General features: G+C 68.7%; 25 protein-coding genes and 2 tRNA genes. 11 read left to right on the top strand and 16 right to left on the bottom strand.

What is annotated here, in order from left to right; all coding sequences use genetic code 11:
* Positions 1 to 23 precede the first annotated feature (23 nt).
* Both EV644_RS27150 and EV644_RS27155 read right to left on the bottom strand, forming a co-directional pair.
* Positions 24 to 1028: an NAD(P)H-dependent glycerol-3-phosphate dehydrogenase gene (locus tag EV644_RS27150; RefSeq protein WP_132191392.1), complete on the bottom strand. Its 1005-nt coding sequence runs from the start codon at positions 1026 to 1028 to the stop codon at positions 24 to 26.
* The gene (locus tag EV644_RS27155) at positions 1025 to 1951 is read right to left on the bottom strand and encodes a lysophospholipid acyltransferase family protein (protein WP_132191391.1); all 927 of its coding nucleotides are present in this window, start codon (positions 1949 to 1951) and stop codon (positions 1025 to 1027) included. Before EV644_RS27155 ends, EV644_RS27150 begins: the two co-directional genes overlap by 4 nt.
* 16 nt (positions 1952 to 1967) lie before the next feature.
* Between EV644_RS27155 and cofC the strand changes: the two genes are divergently transcribed.
* Positions 1968 to 2639 (top strand): 2-phospho-L-lactate guanylyltransferase, encoded by a 672-nt coding sequence (gene cofC / locus EV644_RS27160; RefSeq protein ID WP_132191390.1) that lies wholly within the window; start codon positions 1968 to 1970, stop codon positions 2637 to 2639.
* Positions 2640 to 2659: 20 nt separating this feature from the next.
* On the top strand, positions 2660 to 2866 hold the full coding sequence (locus EV644_RS27165; protein ID WP_132191389.1) for a hypothetical protein: 207 nt from the start codon (positions 2660 to 2662) through the stop codon (positions 2864 to 2866).
* Positions 2867 to 3006: 140 nt separating this feature from the next.
* Here the strand turns inward: EV644_RS27165 and EV644_RS27170 are convergent, their stop codons facing one another.
* The 5 genes from EV644_RS27170 to leuC form a co-directional block, all read right to left on the bottom strand.
* A complete protein-coding gene (locus EV644_RS27170) occupies positions 3007 to 3585 on the bottom strand; it encodes an HU family DNA-binding protein (protein WP_132191388.1) in 579 nt (192 codons plus the stop codon).
* A 335-nt stretch (positions 3586 to 3920) separates the two neighbouring features.
* Positions 3921 to 4109, bottom strand: a complete 189-nt coding sequence (locus EV644_RS27175) for a hypothetical protein (protein WP_132191387.1) — start codon at positions 4107 to 4109, stop codon at positions 3921 to 3923.
* 90 nt (positions 4110 to 4199) lie between these two features.
* Positions 4200 to 5366: a magnesium/cobalt transporter CorA gene (corA, locus tag EV644_RS27180; protein WP_132191386.1), complete on the bottom strand. Its 1167-nt coding sequence runs from the start codon at positions 5364 to 5366 to the stop codon at positions 4200 to 4202.
* Positions 5367 to 5786: 420 nt separating this feature from the next.
* Positions 5787 to 6386: a 3-isopropylmalate dehydratase small subunit gene (gene leuD / locus EV644_RS27185; RefSeq protein WP_132191385.1), complete on the bottom strand. Its 600-nt coding sequence runs from the start codon at positions 6384 to 6386 to the stop codon at positions 5787 to 5789.
* A gap of 13 nt (positions 6387 to 6399) precedes the next feature.
* Complete coding sequence (leuC, locus tag EV644_RS27190) at positions 6400 to 7830, bottom strand: 3-isopropylmalate dehydratase large subunit (protein WP_132191384.1); 1431 nt, start codon at positions 7828 to 7830, stop codon at positions 6400 to 6402.
* Positions 7831 to 7973: 143 nt separating this feature from the next.
* On the opposite strand from leuC, the gene EV644_RS27195 reads away from it, so the two are divergent.
* Positions 7974 to 8693, top strand: coding sequence for an IclR family transcriptional regulator (locus tag EV644_RS27195; RefSeq protein ID WP_012922430.1), 720 nt, complete (start codon positions 7974 to 7976; stop codon positions 8691 to 8693).
* On the opposite strand, the gene EV644_RS27200 is transcribed toward EV644_RS27195, so the two are convergent.
* Positions 8694 to 9218, bottom strand: a complete 525-nt coding sequence (locus tag EV644_RS27200; protein ID WP_132191383.1) for a 2'-5' RNA ligase family protein — start codon at positions 9216 to 9218, stop codon at positions 8694 to 8696.
* Positions 9219 to 9275: 57 nt separating this feature from the next.
* Between EV644_RS27200 and EV644_RS27205 the strand changes: the two genes are divergently transcribed.
* From EV644_RS27205 to EV644_RS27215, 3 genes are all read left to right on the top strand, one after another.
* The gene (locus EV644_RS27205) at positions 9276 to 9848 is read left to right on the top strand and encodes an HdeD family acid-resistance protein (protein WP_132191382.1); all 573 of its coding nucleotides are present in this window, start codon (positions 9276 to 9278) and stop codon (positions 9846 to 9848) included.
* Between the two features lie 8 nt (positions 9849 to 9856).
* Entirely contained in the window at positions 9857 to 10534 is a 678-nt protein-coding gene (locus EV644_RS27210) for a response regulator transcription factor (protein WP_255511350.1), read from the top strand.
* A gap of 93 nt (positions 10535 to 10627) precedes the next feature.
* Positions 10628 to 11002, top strand: a complete 375-nt coding sequence (locus tag EV644_RS27215; RefSeq protein WP_199240017.1) for a response regulator — start codon at positions 10628 to 10630, stop codon at positions 11000 to 11002.
* Here the strand turns inward: EV644_RS27215 and EV644_RS27220 are convergent.
* Both EV644_RS27220 and EV644_RS27225 read right to left on the bottom strand, forming a co-directional pair.
* Entirely contained in the window at positions 10962 to 12977 is a 2016-nt protein-coding gene (locus tag EV644_RS27220) for a hypothetical protein (protein WP_132191379.1), read from the bottom strand. The two genes, EV644_RS27215 and EV644_RS27220, sit on opposite strands and share 41 nt — an antisense overlap.
* 1 nt (position 12978) lies before the next feature.
* The gene (locus EV644_RS27225) at positions 12979 to 14268 is read right to left on the bottom strand and encodes a GAF domain-containing sensor histidine kinase (protein ID WP_132191378.1); all 1290 of its coding nucleotides are present in this window, start codon (positions 14266 to 14268) and stop codon (positions 12979 to 12981) included.
* A gap of 200 nt (positions 14269 to 14468) precedes the next feature.
* Between EV644_RS27225 and EV644_RS27230 the strand changes: the two genes are divergently transcribed.
* Both EV644_RS27230 and EV644_RS27235 read left to right on the top strand, forming a co-directional pair.
* Positions 14469 to 15221 carry an ABC transporter ATP-binding protein gene (locus EV644_RS27230; RefSeq protein WP_132191377.1) on the top strand — a complete coding sequence of 251 codons (753 nt, stop codon included), beginning with the start codon at positions 14469 to 14471 and terminating at the stop codon, positions 15219 to 15221.
* A gap of 3 nt (positions 15222 to 15224) precedes the next feature.
* Entirely contained in the window at positions 15225 to 17768 is a 2544-nt protein-coding gene (locus EV644_RS27235; RefSeq protein WP_132191376.1) for an ABC transporter permease, read from the top strand.
* Positions 17769 to 17829: 61 nt separating this feature from the next.
* On the opposite strand, the gene EV644_RS27240 is transcribed toward EV644_RS27235, so the two are convergent.
* From EV644_RS27240 to EV644_RS27260, 5 genes are all read right to left on the bottom strand, one after another.
* Positions 17830 to 17905, bottom strand: a tRNA-Glu gene (locus tag EV644_RS27240).
* A gap of 81 nt (positions 17906 to 17986) precedes the next feature.
* Positions 17987 to 18058 (bottom strand) — tRNA-Gln (locus EV644_RS27245).
* Positions 18059 to 18175: 117 nt separating this feature from the next.
* The gene (locus tag EV644_RS27250; RefSeq protein ID WP_132191375.1) at positions 18176 to 19150 is read right to left on the bottom strand and encodes a CPBP family intramembrane glutamic endopeptidase; all 975 of its coding nucleotides are present in this window, start codon (positions 19148 to 19150) and stop codon (positions 18176 to 18178) included.
* Positions 19151 to 19154: 4 nt separating this feature from the next.
* Positions 19155 to 20693, bottom strand: coding sequence for a glutamate--tRNA ligase (gene gltX / locus EV644_RS27255; protein WP_132191374.1), 1539 nt, complete (start codon positions 20691 to 20693; stop codon positions 19155 to 19157).
* A complete protein-coding gene (locus EV644_RS27260; protein WP_132191373.1) occupies positions 20686 to 21474 on the bottom strand; it encodes a fumarylacetoacetate hydrolase family protein in 789 nt (262 codons plus the stop codon). Before EV644_RS27260 ends, gltX begins: the two co-directional genes overlap by 8 nt.
* Positions 21475 to 21544: 70 nt before the next feature.
* On the opposite strand from EV644_RS27260, the gene EV644_RS27265 reads away from it, so the two are divergent.
* Both EV644_RS27265 and EV644_RS27270 read left to right on the top strand, forming a co-directional pair.
* Positions 21545 to 22036 (top strand): GNAT family N-acetyltransferase, encoded by a 492-nt coding sequence (locus EV644_RS27265; RefSeq protein WP_132191372.1) that lies wholly within the window; start codon positions 21545 to 21547, stop codon positions 22034 to 22036.
* Positions 22037 to 22107: 71 nt separating this feature from the next.
* Positions 22108 to 22980 (top strand): 3-methyladenine DNA glycosylase, encoded by an 873-nt coding sequence (locus EV644_RS27270; RefSeq protein ID WP_132191371.1) that lies wholly within the window; start codon positions 22108 to 22110, stop codon positions 22978 to 22980.
* Here EV644_RS27270 and EV644_RS46585 read toward each other — a convergent pair.
* Entirely contained in the window at positions 22977 to 23486 is a 510-nt protein-coding gene (locus EV644_RS46585) for a class I SAM-dependent methyltransferase (RefSeq protein ID WP_241998784.1), read from the bottom strand. The genes EV644_RS27270 and EV644_RS46585 overlap by 4 nt on opposite strands.
* Before the next feature lie 451 nt (positions 23487 to 23937).
* Between EV644_RS46585 and EV644_RS27280 the strand changes: the two genes are divergently transcribed.
* Entirely contained in the window at positions 23938 to 25218 is a 1281-nt protein-coding gene (locus EV644_RS27280) for a Fic family protein (protein WP_241998782.1), read from the top strand.
* Positions 25219 to 25249 lie beyond the last annotated feature (31 nt).

Consider the following 25249-nt stretch of genomic DNA (forward strand, 5'->3'; position numbering starts at 1 on the left):
TTCACGGGGAGGTCCCGCGTGGGTCAGCCCCAGCGTTCGGACTTGGCCGATCTGGAGATGAGGCTGACGAGCATGTCCTTGGGGGTCATCTCGCCGGCCACGACCTTGGTGACGTGTTCGGCGATGGGCATCTCCACGTCGTGGTGGTGGGCCAGTTCGCTGATGGACGAGCAGGACTTGACACCTTCGGCGACCTGACGCGTCGCACCGGCGATCTCGGCGACGCTCATGCCCTGACCGAGCTTCTCGCCGAAGGTGCGGTTCCGGGACAGCGGAGACGAGCAAGTCGCGACTAGGTCACCCAAACCGGCGAGGCCGGAGAAGGTGTGCTCGTCCGCGCCCAGTACTGCGCCGAGCCGCGCCGTCTCCGCGAGACCGCGCGTGATCAACGAGGCCCGGGCGTTGTCGCCGAAGCCCAGGCCGACAGCCATTCCGACAGCGAGTGCGATCACGTTCTTGGTGGCACCACCGAGCTCGACGCCGATCACGTCGGTGTTCGTGTAGGGACGGAACGTCGGCGAATGGCACAGCTTCTGCAGCCGGTGGGCGGTGCCCTCGTCTACGCACGCGATCACCGCGGCGGCCGGCTGGCCCTCGGCGATCTCGCGGGCCAGGTTGGGACCGGAGACGGCGGCGATCCGCTCGGGGCCGGCGCCGGTGAGCTCGGCGATCACCTCGCTCATGCGTTTCGTCGTACCGAGCTCGACGCCCTTCATCAGGCTCACCAGTGGTGCGGCGGGTGGCATCAGCGCGGCCCAGTCGGAGAGGTTCTCGCGCAGCGACTGGCTGGTCACCGCCAGCACGATCGCCTCGGCGCCGTCGGCCGCGGCGGCCGGGTCGTGGGTTGCGGTGATCGCGTCCGGCAGCCGCAGGCCGGGCAGGTAGTCCGGGTTCTCGTGCCGCGTGTTGATCACTTCGCAGAGCGATTCACGGCGGCCCCAGACGGACACCTGGTTACCGGCCTGGGCGAGCACCGTGGCGAAGGCAGTCCCCCAGGACCCCGCGCCGAACACCGCAACTTTTGTCATCGAGTCTCCTCATCCTCACGGTTCCCGGCGCCGTCGGTTCCGGCCGCCCGCTCACGATCGCCGGCAGAGCCGGTGCCGGCCACACGATCCTTGTCCTCCGCCTCGGCCTTCTCCTCCGCCTCGGCCTTCTCCTCCGCCTCGGCCTGCTCCATCGCCTGGTGCTTGCGCAGGTCGAACAACTCCTTCGGCGGAGCCTCCGCACGCAGTAGGCCGAGCTCGCCGGCGACCCGGTGCATGATCACCTCGGTTGCCTCGTGCAACAGCTGGTTGGTGATCGGCTTGCCCTCGAAGGCGCTCAGGTCGACCGGCTCGCCGGCGATCACCCGCATCCTCTTGCGGGGCAGCAACCGGATCCTCAGACTGCCGTACGACGCGAAGACCTCCTGCGCACCCCAGTTCGCGATCGGGATCAACGGGCAACCGGTCATCAGGGCGATCCGGGCGGCGCCGGTCTTGCCAGTCATCGGCCAGCCGTCGGGGTCGCGGGTGATGGTGCCCTCGGGGTAGACGCCGACGCACTCGCCCTTCTCCACGGCGGCGACGGCGGCCCGGAAGGCGTCAGCGGCCTCGGCCGAGTCGCGGTACACGGGGATCTGGCCCGCGCTGGTGATGATCCGGCCGGCGATCGGCAGCTTGAACAACGACGCCTTGCCGAGCAGCCGCGGGATCCGGCGGCACTCCCAGATGTAGAAGCCGAGCACGAACGGGTCGAAGTGCGAGATGTGGTTCGTGACGAACACCATGCCGCCGGTCGGCGGCACGTTCTCACGGCCCCGGAAGTCCTGCTTGGTGAAGACCAGCATGAACGGTTTGACGATGGCGACCACCAGGCCGAACCAGAAACCCCGACGCGGCCGGGGCCCCTCGGCTGTGCGCGGGCCGTTCACTGCTGCCTCCTGGTGCTGGTCGTTGCCATCGGTCATGGGAGAATCCTGCCTGATGGCAGACCTACAGGTCGCTCCCTGGACCCTGGTGATCCCGGTGAAGCGTACGGCGATCGCGAAGAGCCGGCTTGCTGCCGCCTACCCGCAGCACCGTCCGGAGCTCGCCCGTGCCTTTGCAGTCGACACTACTGCGGCAGCACTGGAGTCTCCCCTCGTCCGGGCCGTCCTGGTGGTGACCGATGATCCAGTGGTCTCGGCGGACGTCACAGCGGTCGGCGCACGCGTCGTACCGGACCTCCCGGCCGCAGGGCTCAACGAAGCATTGGAGCACGGCGCTGCCGTCGCCGCGGCCGAGTTCCCCGGCTCCGGCGTTGTCGCGCTGTCGGCGGACATACCCGCACTCCGGCCCGCCGAGCTGACACTCGCCCTTGCTGCCTGTACTGCGGACCGATGCTTCGTGATCGACCTGCCAGGCACCGGTACTACGATGCTCGCCGCGGCGCCGGGGATCGCGTTGGACCCGCGCTTCGGGGTGGGTTCCGCCTTGGCCCACCAGGCGTCGGGCGCAGTACCGGTTGAGCTTGCGGGGATCGAGTCGGTACGCCGGGACGTCGACACGGCGGCGGATCTCGCCCACGCGGTACAGCTGGGAGTCGGTCCGAGCACGGCCGACGTGATGTCGCTTGTCCTGGGGGCCGCGACCGGCTCCGAGGGACTGGCCTGCTGATCATCGGTTAACGTGACGTCATGCAAGCGACAGTGAGCCGGTACGACAGCGAGACAGCCTCTGGCGTCGTGCTGACCGACCGCGGCGTCGAGCTTCCTTTCACAGCGGAGGCCGTCGCCCACACCCCGGTCCGGCTGCTCCGGCTCGGCCAGCGGGTCCGCATCACCACCACCGGCTCCGGCGCCTCGCTCGCGATCACCGAGATCCACTTCATCACCTTGCCCTGATGCCGGGCGATGCGGCATAGACCTGATGTTGCCGTAGACACCTACTCCCTGACATGACTTCCTGACACGGCGAAGGCCGGTCGCCCCTGGTGTGGGGTGACCGGCCTTCGCTGGTGTTGCTGGTGCTGCAGTGCTTCAGGTCAGCGAGCTGCTGCGCGCTTCACCGGAGCCTTCTTGGCGGGGGCCTTCTTGGCCGGCGCCTTCTTGGCGACGGTCTTGGCCGGAGCCTTCTTGGCCACGGTCTTCTTGGCGACCGCCTTGGCCGGAGCCTTCTTGGCGGGGGCCTTCTTCGCGACCGTCTTGGTGGCAGCGGCCTTGGCCGGCGCCTTCTTGGCGGCGGTCTTGGTCGCGGCGGCCTTGACCGGCGCGGCCTTCTTGGCCGGAGCGGCTGCCTTGGTGGCGGTGGCCGCCCTCGGCACCACCAGCTTCGGCAGCTTCTTGGCCCCGGAGACAACGGCCTTCAGCTCCGCACCCGCGCGGAACTTCGGAACCACGGTCTTCTTGGCACGCTTGGTCTCGCCGGTCCGCGGGTTGCGGACCATGCGGGCACCGCGCTCGATGGCCTCGAAGGCACCGAACCCGGTGATGGCGACCTTGCCGCCCTTCTTGGTCAGCTCGCGCTCGACGGTGTCGATCACCGCCTCCAGGGCGTGCTGGGCCGAACGGCGATTTCCGTCGAAGTGCACTGCGAGCGCTTCGACCAACTGGCTCTTGTTCACTGCTTCCCTCCGTGAACGTAGGCGTCGAGCACAGCGCTCGATCTTCCGTGAACGTTATGGACTCATCGGGGAGTACACAAACACCAACGCGGCAATTCGGCCTTGTTTTAGGCGATTTGGGCCATAAAACACCTCGATTCGGCCCCGAACGGGTTCCCGATTCCCTGCTGAGCAACGAACCGGCGACCAACGGTGACCCCGTTCACACCCCGCTCGGGGGTCACCGAACCACCATCATGACCCCGTTGCGGCCATCGAAGAAGCCCCCGAAGCCTTGGTATTCGGCCGATCGATGGGACCGAGCAGCGCCGTTGCCGTGTCAGTCGGCGAACCGGTCAGCGGCGGTTGCCACCGCGCAGCGTGCGAATTCCCGACCGGGCGGTGTCGAGGCTCCGGGTCAGAGTGCTCTCGCCCTTCTTCGCCCGGATCGCCTCACTCACCTTGCCGAGCAGCCACTCCACCAACGGCACGGCGATCACCAGCACCGCCCACATGATCAGTTTTCGTCGCAGGAACAACCACATCGTGTCCGCCTCCTAGTGTCCTGTGTCTCGAAGACTAGTGCCCCGAGTCGACTTCCGACTCGGGGCACCTGTGCCCTCGGGCAAACAGGATCAGAGCCAGCCGCGGCGTTTGAAGATCAGGTGCAGACCACCACACACCATCGCCATCAGGCCGATCGCGAAGGGATAGCCGAACTGCCAGTGCAGTTCCGGCATCGAGTCGAAGTTCATCCCGTAGACGGTGCCGATCAACGTCGGCGCGAACAGAATGGCGGCCCAGGCGGAGATCCGCTTCACCTCTTCGTTCTGGTCGTTGCTGGCGACCGTGAGGCTCTTCATCTCCTCGTTCTGCTGCTGGGCGACCAGCGTCGCGTTCACCGTCAGGATGTCGCGCAGCAGTTCGCGGAACGCGTCCACCCGCTCGACCACCTGGGTGACGTGGTCGGCCACGTCGCGCAGGGAGCGCTGCAGTTCCTCGTCCACGCCGTACTTGTCGAAGCCGGCCCGCAGCGAGTCGAGCATGCCGATCAGCGGCCGGGTCGCGCGCTGGAACTCGATCACCTCGCGGGACAGTTCGTAGATGCGCCGCGACACCTTCGGGTCGCCGCGGAACACCTCGGTCTCGATCTCGTCGATGTCGTTCTCGAGCCCGGCGACCACCGGCGCGTACCCGTCGACGACCTTGTCCATGATCGCGTAGAGCACCGCCTCGGTACCCCGGCGGAGCAGCTCGGGATCACGTTCCACCCGGCGTCGTACCGCGGCCAGGTTCGGCGCCTCGGCATGCCGGACCGTCACCACGAAGTCCGGGCCGACGAACAGGTGCACCTCGCCGAACTCGACCTCCTCGGTCGCGTCCCGGTACCGCGCGGCCTTCAGGACCACGAACAGGGTGTCGCCGTACCGCTCGAGCTTCGGCCGCTGGTGGGCCTGGATCGCGTCCTCGATGGCCAGCTCGTGCAGGTCGAACTCCTGCGCCAGCGAGTTGAGCTCACGCCGGTCCGGCCTGTACAGGCCGATCCAGGCAAGGCTCAGCGGTGACTCGTGCAGCACCTGGTAGGTGTCGGCCAGCGACTCCGGCGACGCGACCCGGCTGCCGTCGCAGTAGATCGCGCTGTCCACCACGCTGTGGCCCTTGGGTTTCGGACCCGCGGGCAGCGATGGCATCTGCTCGGCCGGCACGGGAACGGCCGGCCCACCGGCGTACCGGCGCGCGGCGGCGCGAAGCGAAGGGGTGCGGCTGAACGCACGAAGAGTGCGCAGGCGAAGGTCGGACATGACGAGTCCTCCAAGTGCGAGGTGCGGAAGAAGTGGGCGTCATCTGCCCGACCTCCGCGACTCGTACGTCGCGCACCGCGCCGCAGGTCGTCCTACGCGATCCGCGCGGGAAGACCTGACCCGAAAGAGGATTCAGCGCCTCAAGGTCGAGCGAGATCGGTATGTCTGGAGGGTTCGCCGGTCATCGCGCGCCTCACCTCCCAGGTCTCGCAAGCCTTGTTCTGACAACTTCAGAAGGATAACACTGGAGTTATCGCCAATGATGTGCGATTCGTTACGCCGAGGTTTCTCCCAGCCGTCCACCGGGTACTGCGCCACCCCCGGTCGCTGCCGCCACCAAGCACTACAACAGAACGTCCGAAGAACCGAGGGCTATGACCCCTCGGTTCTTCGGACACAAGTGAAGGTGTGGCTGAGGCGTTAGGCCTTGGCGGGGAGGGTGGCGGGCTTGAAGGACGGACGGGTGGCTTCGTAGGCGGTGATGTCGTCCGCGTGCGACAAGGTGATGCCGACGTCGTCGAGGCCGTTCAGCAGCCGGTAGCGGGTGTAGTCGTCGATCTCGAAGGGCGCCGAGACGTCACCCGCCGAGATCGTCTTGTGCTCGAGGTCCACCGTGACCTTGGTGCCCGGGTCGTTCTCGACCGCGGTCCACAACTGCTCGACCACGTCCTGCTCCACGAGCGCCGCCAGCAGCCCGGCCTTGCCGGAGTTGCCCCGGAAGATGTCGCCGAACCGCGACGACACGACCACCCGGAACCCGTAGTCCAGCAGGGCCCAGACCGCGTGCTCACGCGACGACCCGGTGCCGAAGTCCGGCCCGGCCACGAGCACCGAGACGCCCTCGTACTGCGGCTGGTTCAGGACGAAGGCGGGATCGTTGCGCCAGGCGGCGAACAGGCCGTCCTCGAAGCCGGTGCGGGTGACCCGCTTCAGGTAGACCGCCGGGATGATCTGGTCGGTGTCGACGTTGCCGCGCCGCAGCGGGGCCGCGGTGCCGATGTGCTGGGTGAAGGCTTCCATGATTCCTTTGTCCTCAGACGTTCTCGGGTACGGCGACGTCCAGCGGCGGCAGATCCGCCGGGGCGGCCAGAGTGCCGGTGACCGCGGTCGCGGCGGCGACCAGAGGCGACACCAGGTGCGTGCGGCCACCCTTGCCCTGGCGGCCTTCGAAGTTCCGGTTGGAGGTCGAGGCGCTGCGCTCCCCCGGGGCCAGCTGGTCCGGGTTCATCCCCAGGCACATCGAGCACCCGGCGCCACGCCACTCGGCGCCCGCGTCCTTGAAGATCACGTCCAGGCCCTCGGCCTCGGCCTGCAGCAGGACCCGGCCCGAGCCCGGCACCACGAGCATCCTGGTGCCGTCGGCAACCTTCCGGCCGGCCAGTACTCCGGCGGCCGCGCGCAGGTCCTCGATCCGGCCGTTGGTGCAGGAGCCGAGGAACACGGTGTCGACGCGGACCTCGCGCAGCGGCGTACCGGCGGTGAGGCCCATGTACTCCAGGGCGCGCGCCGCGGCGATCTTGTCGTTCTCGTTGTCGAAGTCGTCAGGCGAGGGCACGTTCGCGGACAGCGGCACACCCTGGCCCGGGTTGGTTCCCCAGGTGACGAACGGCGCGACGTCCTCGGCCCGCAGTACGACCTCACGGTCGAAGGTGGCGTCCTCGTCGGTCGCCAGGCTCTTCCAGTACTCGACCGCGGCTTCCCAGTCGACGCCCTGCGGCGCGTGCGGCTTGTCCTTCAGGTACGCGAAGGTCGTCTCGTCCGGCGCGATCATGCCTGCCTTCGCGCCCCACTCGATCGACATGTTGCAGATCGTCATCCGGGCTTCCATCGACAGCGCGCGGATCGCCTCACCGCGGTACTCCACGATGTAGCCCTGGCCGCCACCGGTGCCGACCTGCGCGATCAGCGAGAGCACCAGGTCCTTGGCCGAGACACCATCCGGCAGTACTCCGTCGACGGTGACGGCCATCGTCTTCGGCCGGGCCTGCATCAGCGTCTGGGTGGCGAGCACGTGCTCGACCTCGCTGGTACCGATGCCGAAGGCGATCGCGCCGAACGCGCCGTGGGTGGAGGTGTGGCTGTCACCGCAGACCACGGTCATGCCGGGCTGGGTCAGGCCGAGCTGCGGGCCGATCACGTGCACGACGCCCTGGTCCGGGTCGCCGAGGGTGTGGATCCGGATGCCGAACTCCTCGGCGTTCTTGCGCAGCGTGTCCACCTGGGTCCGTGACACCAGGTCGGCGATCGGCTTGTCCACGTCCAGGGTCGGGACGTTGTGGTCCTCGGTGGCGATGGTCAGGTCCGGGCGGCGCACCTGCCGTCCGGCCAGCCGGAGGCCGTCGAAGGCCTGCGGGCTGGTCACTTCGTGCACCAGGTGAAGATCGATGTAGAGGAGGTCGGGCTCTCCGTCGGCATGGCGCACGACGTGCGCATCCCAGACCTTTTCCGACAACGTCCTACCCATCAGACTTCTCCTCCTTGAGACTCAGTCCTCGCCCCACCGGCCCCGGTCAGGGTTTGTGGTGTGCTTCACTCTCGCCAACATTGCGCCGGAATCGGCCCGATCAGCGACTTGCGTTCCACGATTCGAGACGGCAATATCGTCCCATGGACAACTCTAGCGGAGTCGGCGTTCTCGACAAAGCAGCTCTCGTTCTGTCCGCACTCGAGTCCGGGCCGGCGACCCTGGCCGGACTCGTGGCGGCGACGGGACTGGCCCGGCCGACGGCTCACCGGCTCGCCGTCGCGCTCGAGCACCACCGGCTGGTGGGACGCGACATGCAGGGCCGGTTCGTGCTCGGCCCCCGCCTTAGCGAGTTGGCCTCCGCGGCCGGTGAGGACCGGCTGCTCGCGACTGCCGGTCCGGTGCTGGCCCGGTTGCGCGACATCACCGGCGAATCGGCCCAGCTGTTCCGGCGCCAGGGCGAGTACCGCGTCTGCGTGGCTGCCGCCGAGCGTCCGTCCGGTCTGCGCGACACCGTACCCGTCGGCAGCCAGCTCACCATGGCCGCCGGCTCGGCAGCGCAGATACTGCTGGCCTGGGAGGACCCGGAGCGGATGCACCGCGGCCTCCACAACGCGACCTTCAACGCGGCAGCCCTGGCCGGCGTACGGCGCCGCGGCTGGGCCCACTCGGTCGGCGAACGGGAGCAGGGCGTCGCCTCGGTCTCCGCGCCGGTCCGCTCTCCCTCCGGCAAGGTGATCGCCGCCGTCTCCGTCTCCGGTCCGATCGAGCGTCTCTCCCGCCAGCCCGGCCGGATGCACGCCCCGGCCGTGATGGCCGCCGCCGAGCGCCTCTCCGAGGCCCTCCGCCGCGCTTCCGAGTAGTCAGGGCAAATGGGTCAGCGGCCACAGCTGACCCGTACTGCTGTCGATCAGGGCCGCATGGTCGGCGGTCGTCTCCAGCGGCAGTACGTCGTACACGGCGGCAGCGAGGATCGGCAGGACTACCAGCGGGACACGTGGAGCGAGGGTGCAATGCGGGACCCAGAGGCCGGGTTGGTAGTGCCGGTGCAGGTCCGCTCCGGTCTCGTTGAGCGCGGAGACTGCTCGCTCTTGACGCTGTAATACGTCTGCGCTGACAGCGGGGACCAGCCAGGCGCGGCCGCGTCGGAAGCTTCCGAGCCCGTCGAAGTGAAGATTGACGGGACCGTCGTCGGGCAGGGATTCGACGGCTTTCCGCACCTCGTCGTGCTGCCATTCCCGCAGTACGGCCAGCGACAGGTGCGGCACGTGCCGGCCGTGGGTGTGGGACTTCAGCGTTGGTACGCCGAGATCCTCCAGCCGGTCCCACAGACCCCGCAGGATCCGGTCGGATCGCCGGTCGAAGAGCAGACACACAGCGAGTGCCATACGACCACGGTAGGCCGGGCTGTTGTGTACCGGCCGTGCCGGGATGACCATGACGGTATGGAACGGGACTGGTTTGCGGTCGGCTGGAAGATGCTGGTCGTCCGCGGGGTGATCGGCATGGTGTTCGGCATCCTGGCGATCGTCTGGCCGCTCGAGACGGCCACCGCGCTGGCACTGCTGTGGGGCTTCTGGGCGCTGTTCGACGGCATCGGGCTGCTGGCGGCGGCGTTCCGGCCGGAGGCGCGCGGGAGCCGGATCTGGCTGGTGCTGATGGGGGTCATCGCCCTCGTCGCCGCGTTCTTCGCGATCTTCAGCCCGGGGGTCGCCGCGAAAGCGCTGACCTGGATCCTCGGCATCTGGCTGATCGTGCGCGGCGTGTTCGAGCTGGTCGGTGCCTTCACCCGGAAGCTGACCACAACACCCCGCTGGCTGATTCTGCTCAGCGCGGCGTTCTCTGTCCTGCTGGGCATCCTGTTCGTCGCCAACCCCGGCGCGGCGGTCGTCGGCATCGCGGTGTTCCTCGGCGTCGTCGCCCTGATGTGGGGTGCGGTCTTCGTCCTCGGCGGCCTGGCCGCGCGGCGCGAACTCAACCGCTCGGAAACCAGCAGCGCCTCGCTCGGCCCGCAGTGAATGCTGTGGTGCTGCGAGTTGTCTTTGCGGATGACAACTTCTTGGTGCGTCAAGGCATCTCCGCGCTTCTCACCGAGGCCGAGGACATCGAACTCGTCGACGTGGTCACCGATCCGGCGGCATTGCTGGAGTCCGTGGCCCGGCACCGGCCGGATGCCGTCCTGACCGACATCCGGATGCCCCCGACCTTCACGACCGAGGGCATCGACGCCGCCAAGCGGATCCGGGCCGACCACCCGTCGATCGGGGTCGTCGTGCTGTCGCAGTACGTCGAGGAGGACTACGCGTTCGACCTGCTGTCCGAGGGCGCAGCCGGCCTCGGGTACCTGCTGAAGGAACGGGTGTCGCAGCGCGACGAGCTGCTGCGAGCCCTGTACGACGTTGCGCGCGGCGGCTCCGTCCTCGATTCCAGGGTCGTCGAGGGTCTGCTGGCGCGAAAGGCGCAGGAATCACGGTCCCCTTTGCCCGGCCTGACCGAACGGGAGCGCGAGGTGCTCCAGGAACTCGCCGCCGGCCGGAGCAACGAGGCGACGGCCAAAGCCCTGTTCATGAGCACCCGGGCGGTCGAGAAACACATCAGCTCGCTCTTCCAGAAACTCGGCCTCGCCGACGAGTCCGACGTGAACCGTCGCGTCATGGCCGTCCTCGCCTTCCTCGAGGCGACCGGCGGGCCGGCCGGCCGCTGACGTCGGCGGGGGTCAGCCGCACCAGTTCGGGCGGACAGCACCATGTCGCGGCGATGCCTTGTCCCGCCACGATGGCCTTCAGGAGGTGAGCACGTGGGCGAGGTACGCGTACTGATCGTGGACGACCAGGAGCCGTTCCGCCGGGCGATCGCTGCCGTCGTGTCGGAAACCGACGGTTTCGTCGTCGTCGCGTCCATCTCGTCCGGCGAGGAGGCGCTGCTCGCCGTCCCGAGGCTGCGGCCGAGCCTTGTGCTCATGGACGTCAACCTGCCCGGCATCGACGGCATCGAGGCCACCCGGCGGATCACCCGGGACGCCGATCCGCCGGTCGTCGTACTGCTCTCGACCTATGACCGGGAGGAGTTCGACCTGTCCGGCTGTGGAGCTGCGTCGTACCTGGCCAAGGCCTCGTTCGGTCCGGACATCCTCACAGACGCGTGGGCTCGCCGGCATCGACCGGAATGCTGACCGACAGCAGGCCCGCCTCATCGAGCGACAGCCGCCCGCCCGCAGCCTCGACCCGGTCGACGATCGCCTGTACGTCGATCTGGTCGCGGGCGTGGCCGCGGATCTGCACGACCAGCTCCGCTGCCACGACCCGGAGGTCGATCCGGGCCGCCATGGAGCCGGCGCGCACCGCCTCGACACAGGCGAAGTACGCCGCTGCCTCGACTCTGGCCGGGAACCGCCGGTCAGCCGACGGCTCGAAGTGCACAGCGACAGCCTGACCGTTCCGCGCCAGATGGGAGCTGAGCGCGCGGGCCAGCCCGGCCCGGGCCAGCTGAGTCGGGAACAGACCTTGGGTCAGTACGCGCAACGACTCGAGTGCCGCGTTCGTCTCGTCGACGAGCTGCTCGAGCTCGTCCGTCGCCGCGTTCCCCGACTTCGCCACGCTGAGGCGGCTCAACCGCTCGGGCATCGGCTGGAGATGGGACAGCACGTCCCGGGAGATCGCGGACTCCAGCCGGCGGCGAGCGGCGTCGTCGGCCGCGATGATCCTTCGCCGGGACTCGGCCAGCGCCTCGGTGGTCCGATCGAGGGCAGCCACGTGCCCCGCCAGCTCGGTCTCCATCGCGGCGTTGCGGAATGCCAGCGCGGTCTGGTCGGCCAGATCACGCAGCAGTTGCTCGTCCGCGGGCCGGAGCCCGCGCCCCTTCGGCATCGTGACGCCGATGCTGCCGAGGGTGTCGCCACCCTGCCGGACCGGCACCTCGTAGTCCGGTGCTCCGTCGGCCGGGCCAGGCCAGACGTCGGAGATTCCCACCAGGCCGGGGACCTGCAGAACCGCGATGGAGGACCGCGCGGACACCGCGCGCCCGGCCGCTTCCGCGACAGCAGGCAGCAGCGCGTTCGGTGACGGCGGCTCCGCGAGGCGACGGCTGAACTCGGACAGTGCCTCGTAGGGCAACGCCCTGGCCCCGTAGGCCAGCCGGTTGGCCAACCAGACGACCCGTTGGCGGAGCGGCTGGAACGCGAGCGCGACCAGCGCGGTGGCGAGCAGCGACAGCCAGAATCCATCGGTGTGGGTGTTGAGCAGGGCTGCGACCGCAATGACCAGACCGGTGTAGCCGATCCCGGCAAAGATGGTGCCCAGGGCAAGGACGACGGCACGGTTGATGATCAGATCCACGTCGAACAGGCGGTAGCGCAGTACCGCGACGGCGAACAGCAGCGGTAGGCAGAGGTAGGAGACGAACAACGGAAGGCTCGACATCCAGGTCTGCCGTCCGCCGTTGAACAGCTGGACGACGATCAGGAAGACGAAGCTCAGGGCAACGAACACCACCGCCAGCGCGATCAGCCGCAACTGTTGCCGCTGCACACCCCGGCTACGACGCAGCCGGATGACCATGGACACCATCGCGGCGACCAGGCCACCGGCGATGAAAGGCAGCCCCAGGACGGACAAGAGACTGCCGATCGGCCCGGTTTCCTGCCTGTCGATGTCGAATGCGGTCGGCGACAGGGTGAGCAGGCTGCCGGCGTAGCCGCCGTACCCCACCAACGTCACGACGACCGCGGCGCGCCAACGGCGGGACAGGAGCCGGCCGTCCGGCGCAACCAGGAAGAGGATGGCCAGCGCAGCCAGTGAGAGCTGTCCACCCACCAGGGCGGAGATCCAGCCTGCGATCCCGCCGAGGCTCCGGGACCCCGGCCCGTCGGCCGTGGCCACCCACACGCTGTAAGCCTCGGCCAGCAACGAGATCGACGCGAGGAAGCCGATCAGGCAGAGCAGCCAGCCGATCGGGTGCCGCGCCCACCGTGTCACGATCAGCGCGCCCATCGCCGAGCACCCCACGACCGCAGCGGTGACGAACGGGAAACCGTGCACGGCGATGGCTTCCTCGGACAGCAGCGGCCGGTAGGCCGAGGTGACCCAGACATCGGCGCCGGCGATGAGCATGGTGAGCGCGGCCAGCACCCAGGCCACTCGCGCGTACATGTCAGTCCCCCGGCCGGCGCGCACCCGGCAGTCGTGCCGCTACCAGGGTGCCGCGCAAGGGTGTCGTCTCGATGGTCAGCGTTCCGCCGGCCGACTCGACCCGGTCCCGCATGTTGGCCAGACCTGCGCCGGCATGCGCTGCCCCGAGATCGAACCCGGCACCGTCGTCCTGGACGGTCACCTCGAGGATTGTGGGGCCGCCCCGCAGGTCCAGGCGGATCGCCGTCGCCGAGGAGTGCTTGGCCGAGTTCTGCAGCGCCTCCAGCGCACAGAAGTACGCCGCGGCCTCGACGCCCGCCGGGTACCGGCCGATGTCAGCCGCGACCAGTTCGGCCGGCAGCGGGCTCCAGGCGACCGCCGTCCGGAGCGCAGCCGCAAGCCCTTCGTCGACGAGCAGGCTCGGGTAGATGCCCCGCGACAGGCTGGTGATCGCCTCGATGGCCGCGGTGGCCGCCTGGCATTGCTCCGCGAGCAACCGATCGGCCCGCTCGGGCGACCGGCCGGCCAATGTGTGGGCCAGCCTCAGGTTCACCGCGAGCGCGACCAGATGCTGCTGAGCACCGTCATGGATGTCGCGCTCGAGCCGTTTCCGCTCGGCGTCCTGCGCGTCGACGAGTCGTTGCCTCGACCTTCGCAGTTCCGCTGCGAGCCTGGACAGCTCCGCGAGCCGATGCACCAGCTCGGCCCGCAACCGCGCGCCACGCAGTACCAGCCCGGCCTGGTCGGCCAACCCTGCGAAGAGTCGTTCCTCGACCGGCGTCAGCGGTACGTTCTCGTGTTCCTGGACGACCAGAACACCCAGCAACTCTCCGGCCTGGCGCACCGACAACTGCCGCCGACCGGGCAACTCGCGGACCGTCGCTCCGTCGGAGGGCCAGGTTGCGGCAAGCCTCAACCGGCCGTCGACCATCAGCCACACCTGCGCTGCCTTGGCACCCGTCCCGGCGGCCAGTACCTCGGCCATCCGGGCCGGCAGGTCATCCGTCGCCGGGCCGCCGGTCACCGCCGGCGAGAACCGGCTCAGGACCTCGTACGGCGACTGCGAGCCACCGTGCACCAATCGCGACATGACGACCTCGAGACGTGACTGCACCCGCCCGAGGGACAGGGCAACCACCGCAGTCGCCAGCACCGAGAGTCCCGCGTGCGGCGACGACGTGTGGCCGATGAGGACACCACCGCCGAGAACGATGACGACGTACACCAGCACCACGAACACCACGAGCCCGCCCAACACCAGCAGAGCAGCGAGTTGTTCACGGCGGGTCCGCCGTCGCCCCCACAACTTCACCTCTGCAGTCTGCGCCCACCGGCGTCGGGATGGGAGTGCCCGAACCCCCGGGGTGGGGTCAGCCGCACGATCGTCCGCTGATTACCCACGGGCAGCGCCCCGACGGCGTGCGCCCAGCCCGATGGGATCACGCCGCCGGAACGCCTTTGCTGGGATCACGCCACTCGACCGGGGGGCGAACCAGGCACAGGGAGAATCACATGTCTGCCACCACCACCATTGCGCCGGCGACGGCCGCGGCCCGGGCCGAGGGCGTCAGCAAGTTCTACGGCACCGGCGACGCGACCATCGCCGCACTCAAGGACGTCAGCGTCAGCCTCGACGCCGGCAGGTTCACCGCGATCATGGGGCCGTCCGGCTCGGGCAAGTCGACCTTGCTGCACATGCTCGCCGGCCTCGACCGGCCGACGTCCGGCGAGGTGTTCCTCGGGGACACCCAGCTCACCTCGCTCAACGACAAAGCGCTCACGCTGTTGCGCCGGGACCAGATCGGCTTCATCTTCCAGTCGTTCAACCTGCTGCCCACGATGAGCGCCGCGGAGAACATCGTCCTGCCGATCCGCATCGCCGGCCGCAAGCCGGACGACATCTGGGTCAAGTCGATCGTCGACAAGCTGGGGCTCGCCGACCGGCTGAGCCATCGCCCGACCGAACTGTCCGGCGGGCAGCAGCAACGGGTCGCCGCGGCCCGTGCGCTCGCCTCGCGTCCGCAGATCGTCTTCGCGGACGAGCCCACCGGTGCGCTCGACTCCGCCTCGGGAACCGAACTACTCGGCTTCCTGCGCAAGGCCGTCAAGGAGCTCGGCCAGACGGTCGTCATGGTCACTCACGACCCGACCGCCGCCAGCTACGCCGACCGAGTCCTGTTCCTGGCCGACGGGCACGTCGTCGACGAGATGTTCGAGCCGACGGCCGACGCCGTTCTCGACTTCATGAAGCATCTAGGAGCCTGAACCATGTTCACCGCAACGCTGCGCGGCATGCTCGCGCACAAGGTGCGACTCGCCTTGACCGTGGCCTCGATCGCACTCGGGGTCGCGTTCCTGGCCGGCACCCTCGTCCTGACCGACACCATGCGCCTGGCCTTCGACCAGCTGTTCGGCAAGGTCTCCGCCGGCACCGACGCGGTCGTCCGCGCCGAGGCCGCCTACAGCCAGTCCGAAGGCATCAGCACCAGCCGGGCCCCGATCCCCGCCTCTGTCCTCACCCAGGTACGCCAGGCCGACGGGGTCCGCACCGCCGAGGGCTCCGTGAGCGGCTACGCGCTGCTGACCGACAACAGCGGCCGGGCCGTGCTGACCAGCGGCGGAGCGCCCACCATGGGCTACAGCCTGCCGGCCGATCCCGCGCTGCGAGGTGACGTCAAGCTCCTCACCGGCGCCGCGCCCTCGGGCGCGCACCAGGTGGCGATCGATGCCACCAGCGCCGAGGAACACCACATCGCGCTCGGTTCCACGATCAAGGTGCTGTTCCGCGGTCCGACCCAGGAGTTCACCGTGGTCGGCACCGTCGGTTTCGGCGGCGAGAAGAACCTCGGTGGTACCACGGGGGCGTACTTCGACTCCGCCACCGCGCAGCAGGTGCTGGGAGCTCCCGGCCTGTTCGACTCGATCAGCGTCAGCGCCGACCCCGGAGTGGCACCAGCCGACCTGGCGCAGAAGATCAACACGGTGCTGCCCGACGGCGCCGAGGCAGTCACCGGTGCGACCGTGGTGAAGGAGTCCGCGGACGCGGTGAACGAGGACCTGAAGGTCGTCACCGTGATGTTCATGATCTTCGCCGGTATCGCCTTGTTCGTCGGCTCGTTCATCATCTGGAACACCTTCACCATGACGATCACCCAGCGGTCCCGGGAGATCGCCCTGCTGCGGGCCATCGGCGCCACCCGGCGCCAGGTGAACCGGAGCCTGGTGCTCGAGGCGCTGCTGCTCGGCATCGTCGCGTCGGCCGTCGGTATCGGTCTCGGCCTCCTCGTCGCCAAGGGCCTCAACCTGCTGATGGCCGCGGTCGGCTTCAGCCTGCCCAGTACGTCGATGCAGGTGGAGCCCCGCACCATCGTGGTATCCCTGCTGGTCGGCACCGTGGTCACCGTCGCGGCGGCACTCGTCCCGGCCCACCGGGCGACGAAGGTGCTGCCGGTAGAGGCTCTGCGTGAGGCAGTCCCAGGCTCCGGCAACCCGTCGAAGAAGCGGGTGATCAGCGGGGCCGTCGTCACCGTCATCGGTCTGACCGGACTGTTCATGACCTTGTACGCCGACCTGAGCATGATGCTGTTCGGCCCCAGCCTGCTGGCCATCATCGTCGGTGTCCTCATGCTGCTGCCGGCTGCCGCCCGTCCGCTGGCTTCACTGATCGGCGTACCGCTGCGGTTGCGTGGCCTGCCAGGCGAACTGGCCCGGCAGAACGCGATGCGCAATCCTCGCCGTACGTCGTCCACCGCCGCCGCGCTGATGGTCGGCCTGACCCTCGTCGTCAGCATGGGCGTGTTCGCCTCGTCGCTGAAGGCCTCGTTCGGGGACATCATCGGGGATTCGACCAACGCCGCCCTGTTCGTCACCCCTTCGAGTTCCCAGGGCCCGGGCTTCAGCCCGGAGGCGATCAAGGCAGTCCAGGGCGTGCCCGGGGTCGACAAGGTCTCCGCCAGCGGCTGGGGTCAAGCCCGGTTCAACGGCGCGGACTCGAGCTACTCCGCCGTCGACCCGGCCACCGCGACGGCAGGGCTGAACCTGCGGTTGTCGGCCGGCTCCGTGTCCGACCTCGGCACCACCGGGATCGTGGTGGCGCAGTCCGCCGCGACGACGCACGGGTGGAAGGTCGGCGACAGCATCGGGACCGAGTTCGCCGAGACCGGCAAGCACACCATGAAGATCGTCGGCATCTACGACAGCAAGGGCTGGATCAGCGATGACTTCGTCATCAGCATCGCCGCCCAGACCGCCGCAGCCGGCCCGCAACTGATCAACTCCGGCCTGGTCACGCTCCTGCCCGGCGCTGACCGGTCGACCGTCCAGAAGGCCATCACCGCGGCCCTGGCCGACCACCCCGACGCAAAGGTGCTCGATCGCAAGGGGTTCGAGAAGGAGGCCAGCGGCTTCATCGACAAGCTGCTCACCTTCGTCACGGTGATGTTGCTGCTGGCGGTCATCATCGCTCTGCTGGGCATCGTCAACACCCTGGTGCTGTCGGTCTTCGAGCGGACCCGTGAGCTGGGTCTGCTCCGGGCGGTCGGCATGACGCGGGCCCAGGTCCGGGCGATGGTGCGCTGGGAGGCCGTGGTCATCTCCCTGATCGGTGCGCTGGCCGGCGCCGCCCTCGGCATCGGCTTGGGGCTCGCACTGTCGCAGGCACTCGCGGACGAGGGCATCGAGGCCATCTCGATCCCCGGCCTGCAGGTGGCGCTCTACGTGGTGCTGGCCGCGGTCGCAGGGGTCCTGGCGGCCGTCGGGCCGGCTAGGTCCGCCGCCAAGGTCGATGTCCTGAAGGCGGTGGTGGCGGACTGAGAGCTGGTTGAGCGGAAACAGCCGAAGGCCCGGACCGTGAGGTCCGGGCCTTCGTGTTCTCTGGTAGCCCCGACGGGATTCGAACCCGCGCTACCGCCTTGAGAGGGCGGCGTGCTAGGCCGCTACACAACGGGGCCAGAGGGTTGTTGCTCGGTCCTTGCGGGCCGGGCAACGAGGATGAACTGTACCGACTTTCATCGGTGCGGTCCAATCGCTCGCTGGGGTACTAGGACTCGAACCTAGACTAACTGAACCAGAATCAGACGGGCTGCCAATTACCCCATACCCCAAAGGCATTTCTCTTCGATTGTGCTTGCGTTTCCGCCCTCACAACCTGGCCCGCTGAGCCTACCCGAGCCTGCCGTCAGATTCCAAAACGGGGTCCCGCCCGGGCGTTGTCACTCCCGTCACACCAGCCTCTTCCCTGGGCCGCTGCCCGGTCCGGTGCCCGGCACCGGCAACGCCACCAGCGGCAGGTCGCAGGTCGTCGCCAGACGCATCTTGCGGGCCATCAGCAACGCGATCACACCGAAGGCCGCGAACTTCACCACGTCGACCGCCACAAGCGACCAGGGCGCGGCCGTGGCACCCAGGCTATCGCCCACACTGTTGGTCAGAGCCGCGAAGATGAAGGTGACCACGTTGTTGGCCGCGTGCGCCGCGATCGACGCCTCCAGACCGCCTGTGCGGATCACCAGCAGGCCCGCCACCAGACCGAAGGCGAACCGGTCGAGGAACAGCGCCGGGCTCTCCCACGGCCAGACCCCGTGGGCCATGGTGAAGATCACGGTGGTGACGAGCACCGCCACCAGCGGGTTCCGCACCAGCGCGCCGACGGCCTGCAGCAGATAACCGCGGAAGAAGTACTCCTCCCCCGCGGCCTGGAAGGTGGACGTCAGCAGGGTCACGGCGATCACGGCCGCCGCGTCCTTGGCGACACCGCTGCCGCCGTCGTCCAGCAGGTCGACGCCGCCGACCTGGATGACGCCCAGCATCACCAGTTCGAGCGCCACCGCGGCGACGCCGAACCAGGCGAGCGCACGCCAGCGCAGCCGGCCGACCACCGACGAGAGCAGCCCGGGAGTCTGCCGGTTCAGCTTCTGAGCGACCAGCATGCTCAGCGGGATCAGCACGATCAGCGACAGGTTGGTCGCGAGCAGGCCGAACCAGGAGACCGTGCCCTCCGGATCCTTTCGGATCACCATCTGGAGCGAGAGGATCACAAGGCTCGCGACCATCCAGCCGGCCAGGATGGCGAACGCGCCGAGGATGACGGTCCACCACGTCGTCACCGGGTTCCGCAGCAACCGGTGGTACGGCTGCGGACCCGAGTCACCGACGTCGACGGTTGACCCGGGCCGCGGCGTCGCGTCGTACGACATCGGGTCAGTCCGCCGGCAGCGCGGCGCGGGCCTGCTCCAGCCGGCGGAGCGAGCGCTTCCGGCCGAGCAGTTCCAGCGACTCGAACAGCGGCGGCGAGATCCGGCGGCCGGAGATCGCCACCCGGACCGGGCCGAACGCGTTCTTCGGCTTCAGCCCCAGTCCTTCGATCAAGGACGCGCGCAGCGCCTGCTCGATCGCCTCGGTCTTCCACTCGCCGAGCTCCGACAGCGCCTTCGAGGTCGCCTCCAGCACCACGCCGGCGTCACCGGTCAGCACCTTCGCGGCCGCGTCCGGGTCGATCGTGAACGCCTCGTCGGAGACGAACAGGAAGCCGAGCATGTCCGGCGACTCCGACAGCGTGTTCATCCGCTCCTGCACCAACGGCACTGCCGCCTGCAGTACTGCGAGCTGCTTCTCCGACGGCTCGGCCGGCAGGACGCCGGCCTGCGCCAGGAAGGGGACCACCCGGTTGGCGAACTCGGACGGATCCAGCATCCGCATGTGCGACGCGTTGATCGCCTCGCACTTCTTCGGGTCGAAGCGGGCCGCGTTCGCGTTCACCTTGCGGATGTCGAACGCCTTGACCATCTCGTCCATGGTGAAGACGTCGCGGTCGTCGGCGATCGACCAGCCGAGCAGCGCCAGGTAGTTCAGCAGGCCCTCGGGCAGGAAGCCGCGCTCCATGTACTCGCCGAGGCCGGAGCCCGGGTCGCGCTTGGACAGCTTCTTGTTGCCCTCGCCCATCACGAACGGCAGGTGCCCGAACCGCGGCGTCCTGCCGGAGCCGATACCGATCTCCGCGAGCGCCTCGTAGAGCGCGATCTGCCGTGGCGTCGAGGGCAGCAGGTCCTCGCCCCGCAGTACGTGGGTGATCTGCATCAGCGCGTCGTCGACGGGGTTCACCAGCGGGTACAGCGGGTAGCCGTTGGCCCGGACGAGCACGTAGTCGCCCAGGTTCTCCGGCAGGAAGGTGATCTCGCCGCGGACCAGGTCGTCGAACACGATCGGCCGGTCGGGCATCCGCAGCCGGACCACCGGGCGCCGGCCCTCGTCGATATAGGCCTGCACCTGCTCAGGAGTCAGCGTGCGGCAGTGGCCGTCGTACCCGCTGTGCTGGCCCGCGGTACGGGCCGCTTCGCGACGCTGCTCGAGCTCTTCCTGCGAGCAGTAGCAGTGGTACGCCTTGCCTGCGGCGAGGAGCTTCGCCACCACGTCGGCGTAGATGTCCATCCGCTCGGACTGCAGGTACGGCCCGTACTCGCCGCCGACCTCCGGGCCCTCGTCCCAGTTCAGGCCGAGCCAGCGCAGCGAGTCGAGCGTGTACTGCAGCGCCTCGGGGGTGTTCCGGGCGATGTCGGTGTCCTCGATCCGGAGTACCAGCTTGCCGCCGTAGTGCCGGGCGAAAGCCCAGTTGAACAAGGCGCTGCGGATGTTGCCGACCGTCATCAACCCGGTCGGCGACGGTGGGAAGCGCACTCGCACCTGGTCGGGTTCCAAGCCACCGAGGACGTCGTCGTCGGTCGGGGCAGGCCTGTCAGTCACGCACGATCACCTTGTTCGTCAGAGTTCCGATTCCCTCGATGCTGATCGCGACCTCGTCGCCGGGCAGCATCGGGCCGACACCGGCGGGGGTGCCGGTGAGCACCACGTCGCCGGGCAGCAACGTGGTGAAGGAGGTGATGTAGGCCAGCACCTCCGGGATGTCGAAGATGAACTGCGAGGTCCGGCCGTCCTGCTTCGGCTCGCCGTTCAGCGTGGTGGTCACCCGGACGTCGGAGACGTCGAGCTCGGTGGTGATCCACGGGCCGAGCGGGCAGAACGTGTCGTACCCCTTGGCCCGGGCCCACTGGCCGTCGGTCTTCTGCAGGTCCCGCGCGGTGACGTCGTTGGCGACGGTGTACCCGAAGATCACCTCGTTCACGCGTTCCTTGGGCAGATCGCGGCAGATCCGGCCGATCACGATCGCCAGCTCGCCCTCGAAGTGCAGGTTGTTCGTCTGCTCCGGGTAGACGATGCCGTCCCGCGGGCCGATCACCGAGGTGTTCGGCTTCAGGAAGATCATCGGCTCCTTCGGCACCTCGTTGCCGAGCTCCTCCGCGTGCGCCTGGTAGTTGCGCCCGACGCAGACCACCTTGCTGCGCGGGATCACCGGGGCCAGCAACCGGACGTCGGCCAGTTGCAGCTGCTCGCCGGTGAACTGGACCGGCCGGTAGAGCGGGTCCGAGTCGAGCACGGCGACGGTTCCGACGAGCCCCTCGGGGTCGTCGGTCTCGACGACGCCGTACTTCGGCTCGTCGTCGACGGAGAATCTGGCGATACGCACTTCAGGCCTTTGCTCAGGTCAGAGGATGAACGGCCCCGAGCCTACCGCCGGACCGGGGTGAGACAGTTACATGGTGACGACGACGATCCGCCTGGCCCGGCCCGACGAGTACGACGAGGTCGGCGAGCTGACCGCAGGCGCGTATGCGAGCGATGGCTTCATCCCCGAGGGCTCCGACTATGGGCTGACCCTGCGCAACGCTGCCGACCGCGCCGCCAAGGCCGAGCTGTGGGTCGCGGTGGACGACACGGAGCTGCTCGGCACCGTTACTTTCTGTACGCCGGGCTCGGTCTACGGCGAGATCGCCGAGACCGGCGAGGGCGAGTTCCGGATGCTCGGCGTCTCCCCCAAAGCCCGCGGCCTCGGCCTCGGTACTGCGCTCAGCCTGCACTGCGTCGAGCGGTCCCGCGAGCTCGGCTACCACCGGGTCGTCCTGTCCAGCGCCACGTACATGACCGGGGCACACCGGATCTACGAACGCCTCGGCTTCACCCGCCTCCCCGAACGCGACTGGTCCCCCCGCCTCGGAGTCGACCTGTACGCCTTCGCCCTGGACCTGTGAGCCCTGGACCTGTGAGTTCTGGACCCGTGAGCCGTGGACCCGTGAGCCCTGGACGTGTGAGCGCTGGCCGTATGCCCGCTTCGCCCCAGCCCTCCGTCGTCACTCTCGAGCCTGCCGAGTGGGAGCCACTCCAGGCCGCCCACGTCGCCCGAGTCGACGCTCTGCTCGCAGACCACCTGGAGCGTCGCCGGCGCCGGGAGAAGCACCCGGTCGAGGACTTCCTCTTCGCCTACTACCCGACCCGCCCGAACCAGCTCCGCGTCTGGCACCCCGGCCCGGGAGTCCGCCTGCGCGGCGCCTCGCAGTACGAGGGCAGACGCGGCTACCTGTACTGCGAGGGCGCGGCGCAACTGGATCCTGCCGAGGTCTCGCGCCGTACCGACTCGATTAGCTGGATCCGGCAGTTGCTAGCGGCAACGGCCGACCGCCAGCCCCAGTTCGGGTGCTTCGGCCTGCACGAGTGGGCCATGGTCTACAAGACCGAGGACATCCGCCACGACTGGCCGCTCCGGCTGGGCCCCGACGGCACTGACCAGGTCGTCGAGTCCCACAAGATCGCCTGCTCCCACTTCGACGCCTTCCGCTTCTTCACCACGCCCGCACGCCCGCTGAACGTGCTCCAGCCGACCCGCGAGGCACAACCGGCGCTTGAACAGGGCGGCTGCCTCCACGCCAACATGGACCTTTACAAATGGGCCTCCAAACTGATGCCCTTCATCCCCAGCGCCCTTCTCCTCGACTGCTTCGAACTAGCCCGCGACATCCGCACCCTGGACATGCAAGCCTCCCCCTACGACTTCGCAGCCCTGGGCTACTCCCCGCTCGAGATCGAAACCCCAGCCGGCAAGGCCGCCTATGCAGCAGCCCAGCGTTCCTTCGCCCAGCGGGCCCGGCCGCTCCGCCTCCAGTTGGTCGACCTCTGCGACCAACTCATGCTGGCCTAATCGCTTTTAGTAGCCAGCAGGGCATAAAGCAGCGGAATCCGGGGCGCTTCATCCGGGAGGCGCCACCAGCCCTTGGGGGTTTGGTGCATGCCGTTGAAGCGGGGCCATTGGAGTACTTCGGACTCGCGGAGGCGGGTGATCTGGAAGCCGGTGGCGGCGAGGGTGGTGACTACTTCGCCGAGGCTGTGCATCCACTCGAAGCTGCGTTGGCGGCCGGGGATCTGGTCGCCGGTGTAGGTGACGGTGGTGTCGTGGGCGATCGCGCCACGGCCTTCCAGGTAGTCGTTGCGGATGATCAGATCGTCGGTGTCACCAGGCAGTGCGACCGAGCCCATCGCGTTCAGCAGCGGGTGGAACTCGACGATGTAGAGGGAGCCGCCCGGCTTCAGGAGTTGGTGGACGACGTCGGCCCACTGGGCGAAGTCGGGGAGGTAGCAGAGCGCGCCCTTGCCGGTGTAGACGACGTCGAACTGCCTGCCCTCCAGGGCTTCCACCGCGTCGTACACGTTCGCATGGACGTACTCGATGTCGACCTTCTGGTTGCCGGCGATTCCGTGCCTCCTCCAGAGATCGCGAGGAGAGGTCGAGCCCGACGGTCCGGGCGCCGCGGCGGGCGAAGGCGATGGTCTCGGTACCGAGATGACACTGGAGATGCAGTACGTCGCGCCCGTCGAGCGGACCGAGATCCTCCCACTCGTAGTCGCCGAACCAGTACTCCGCAGGCTGGCTGTAGAACCGGCTGGCCGCGTGCAACGCCGCCCGCGCATCCCAGTCCGCCTCGTTCGCCGCCACCATGTCCAGCGCTTCCGCGTCCAGCCGCACGATGCCTCCAGTCTCGTTGCCCCAGGTTTCGTGACCGGGTTCGAGTCTCCACTCGGATCGGTTCACCTCTCCTGGACTAAGACTGCCTCTTATTCAAGCTTGTCTCCCAACCTTGAATAAGAGACACTCCTAGGTATGGCTCGAGTGGAGTTGCATCGGTGGCCGGGACACCCTGACGGGTTCACCCGGGCCGAGCGTCTTGGCGGGTCGTACGAGTTGTACTTCCCGGACGGGTTGGTCGGGCGGGAGTTCGACCTCAGCGACGAGGTGCTGTCGGCGCTCGAGGACGCGGCCGGGGATCTCGCCCGGCTCGACGCGACGGCCGCGGTACTGACGAACAGCGAGGCTTTGGCGCGGTTGTTGCTGCGGGCCGAGGCGGTCGGGTCGTCGCAGATCGAGGGGCTCGTGGTCGGCGCGCGGCGACTGCTGAAGGCGGAGGCGCTGCGGGACAGCGCGCGGCACCACGACGTCACCGCCGAGGAGGTGCTCGGCGCGGTCGACGCGATGACCTGGGTGACCGAGTCCGTGCAGATCGGCGAGAAACTCGAGGTCGAGCACCTGCTCGAGGCGCATCGGCGACTGATGGCGCACTCGCCGAATCCGGAGTTCGGTGGCGAGGTGCGCTTCCTGCAGAACTGGATCGGCGGCCGCTCCCCCGCCGAGGCGTACTACGTGCCGCCGCCCGCGCAACTCGTGGCTGAGTTACTCGAAGACCTGATGGCCTTCGTGCGGGACTCCTCCCTTCCTGTGCTGGCGAAAACCGGCATCGCGCACGCGCAGTTCGAGACCATCCACCCCTTTGCCGACGGCAACGGCCGGACCGGGCGCGCGCTGATCCACCTGATCCTGCGGGCCGAGGGACTAGTCGAACGCACGGTCCCGCCGGTGTCGCTGTCACTCGCCACCCACGCCACGCAGTACGTCGAAGCGCTCACCGCGTTCAGGCACGTGGGCAAGGCGACGAGTCCTCGCGCTCGCGGCGCGGCGAACGAGTGGCTGCTGATGTTCGCGACGGCGTGCAGCCATGCCACGGCCGAGGCGGCTCGCTTCGAACGCACCGCGGCCGAACTCAAGGCAGCCTGGCGCGAACGGGCCGCCCCGGTGCGTGCGGGATCGGCCGTCGACCTCCTGATAGAGACCCTGCCGGCGGCACCCGTGCTCACCCTGGCCGCCGCGGCCGGGCTCATCGGCAGGTCACAGCAGGCCGCCAACCAGGGGCTCACCCGGCTCACCGAAGCCGGCGTGCTCCGCGAGGTCACGGACGGCCGCCGCAACCGGGTCTACGAAGCTCCTGAACTGATCGATGCCTTCACCCTCCTCGAACGCCGTTTCGCCAGCCCGGCGGCGGATACCCGGATCGAGCCGCCTAGCAGACCCGTTCCGTCGATGCCATCACCAACACACCGTCGTAGTTGACTTTCCCTTCCCTCGCGTTGAACAATTCGAA

This window comes from Kribbella orskensis, assembly GCF_004342085.1.
Lineage (GTDB): Bacteria > Actinomycetota > Actinomycetes > Propionibacteriales > Kribbellaceae > Kribbella > Kribbella orskensis.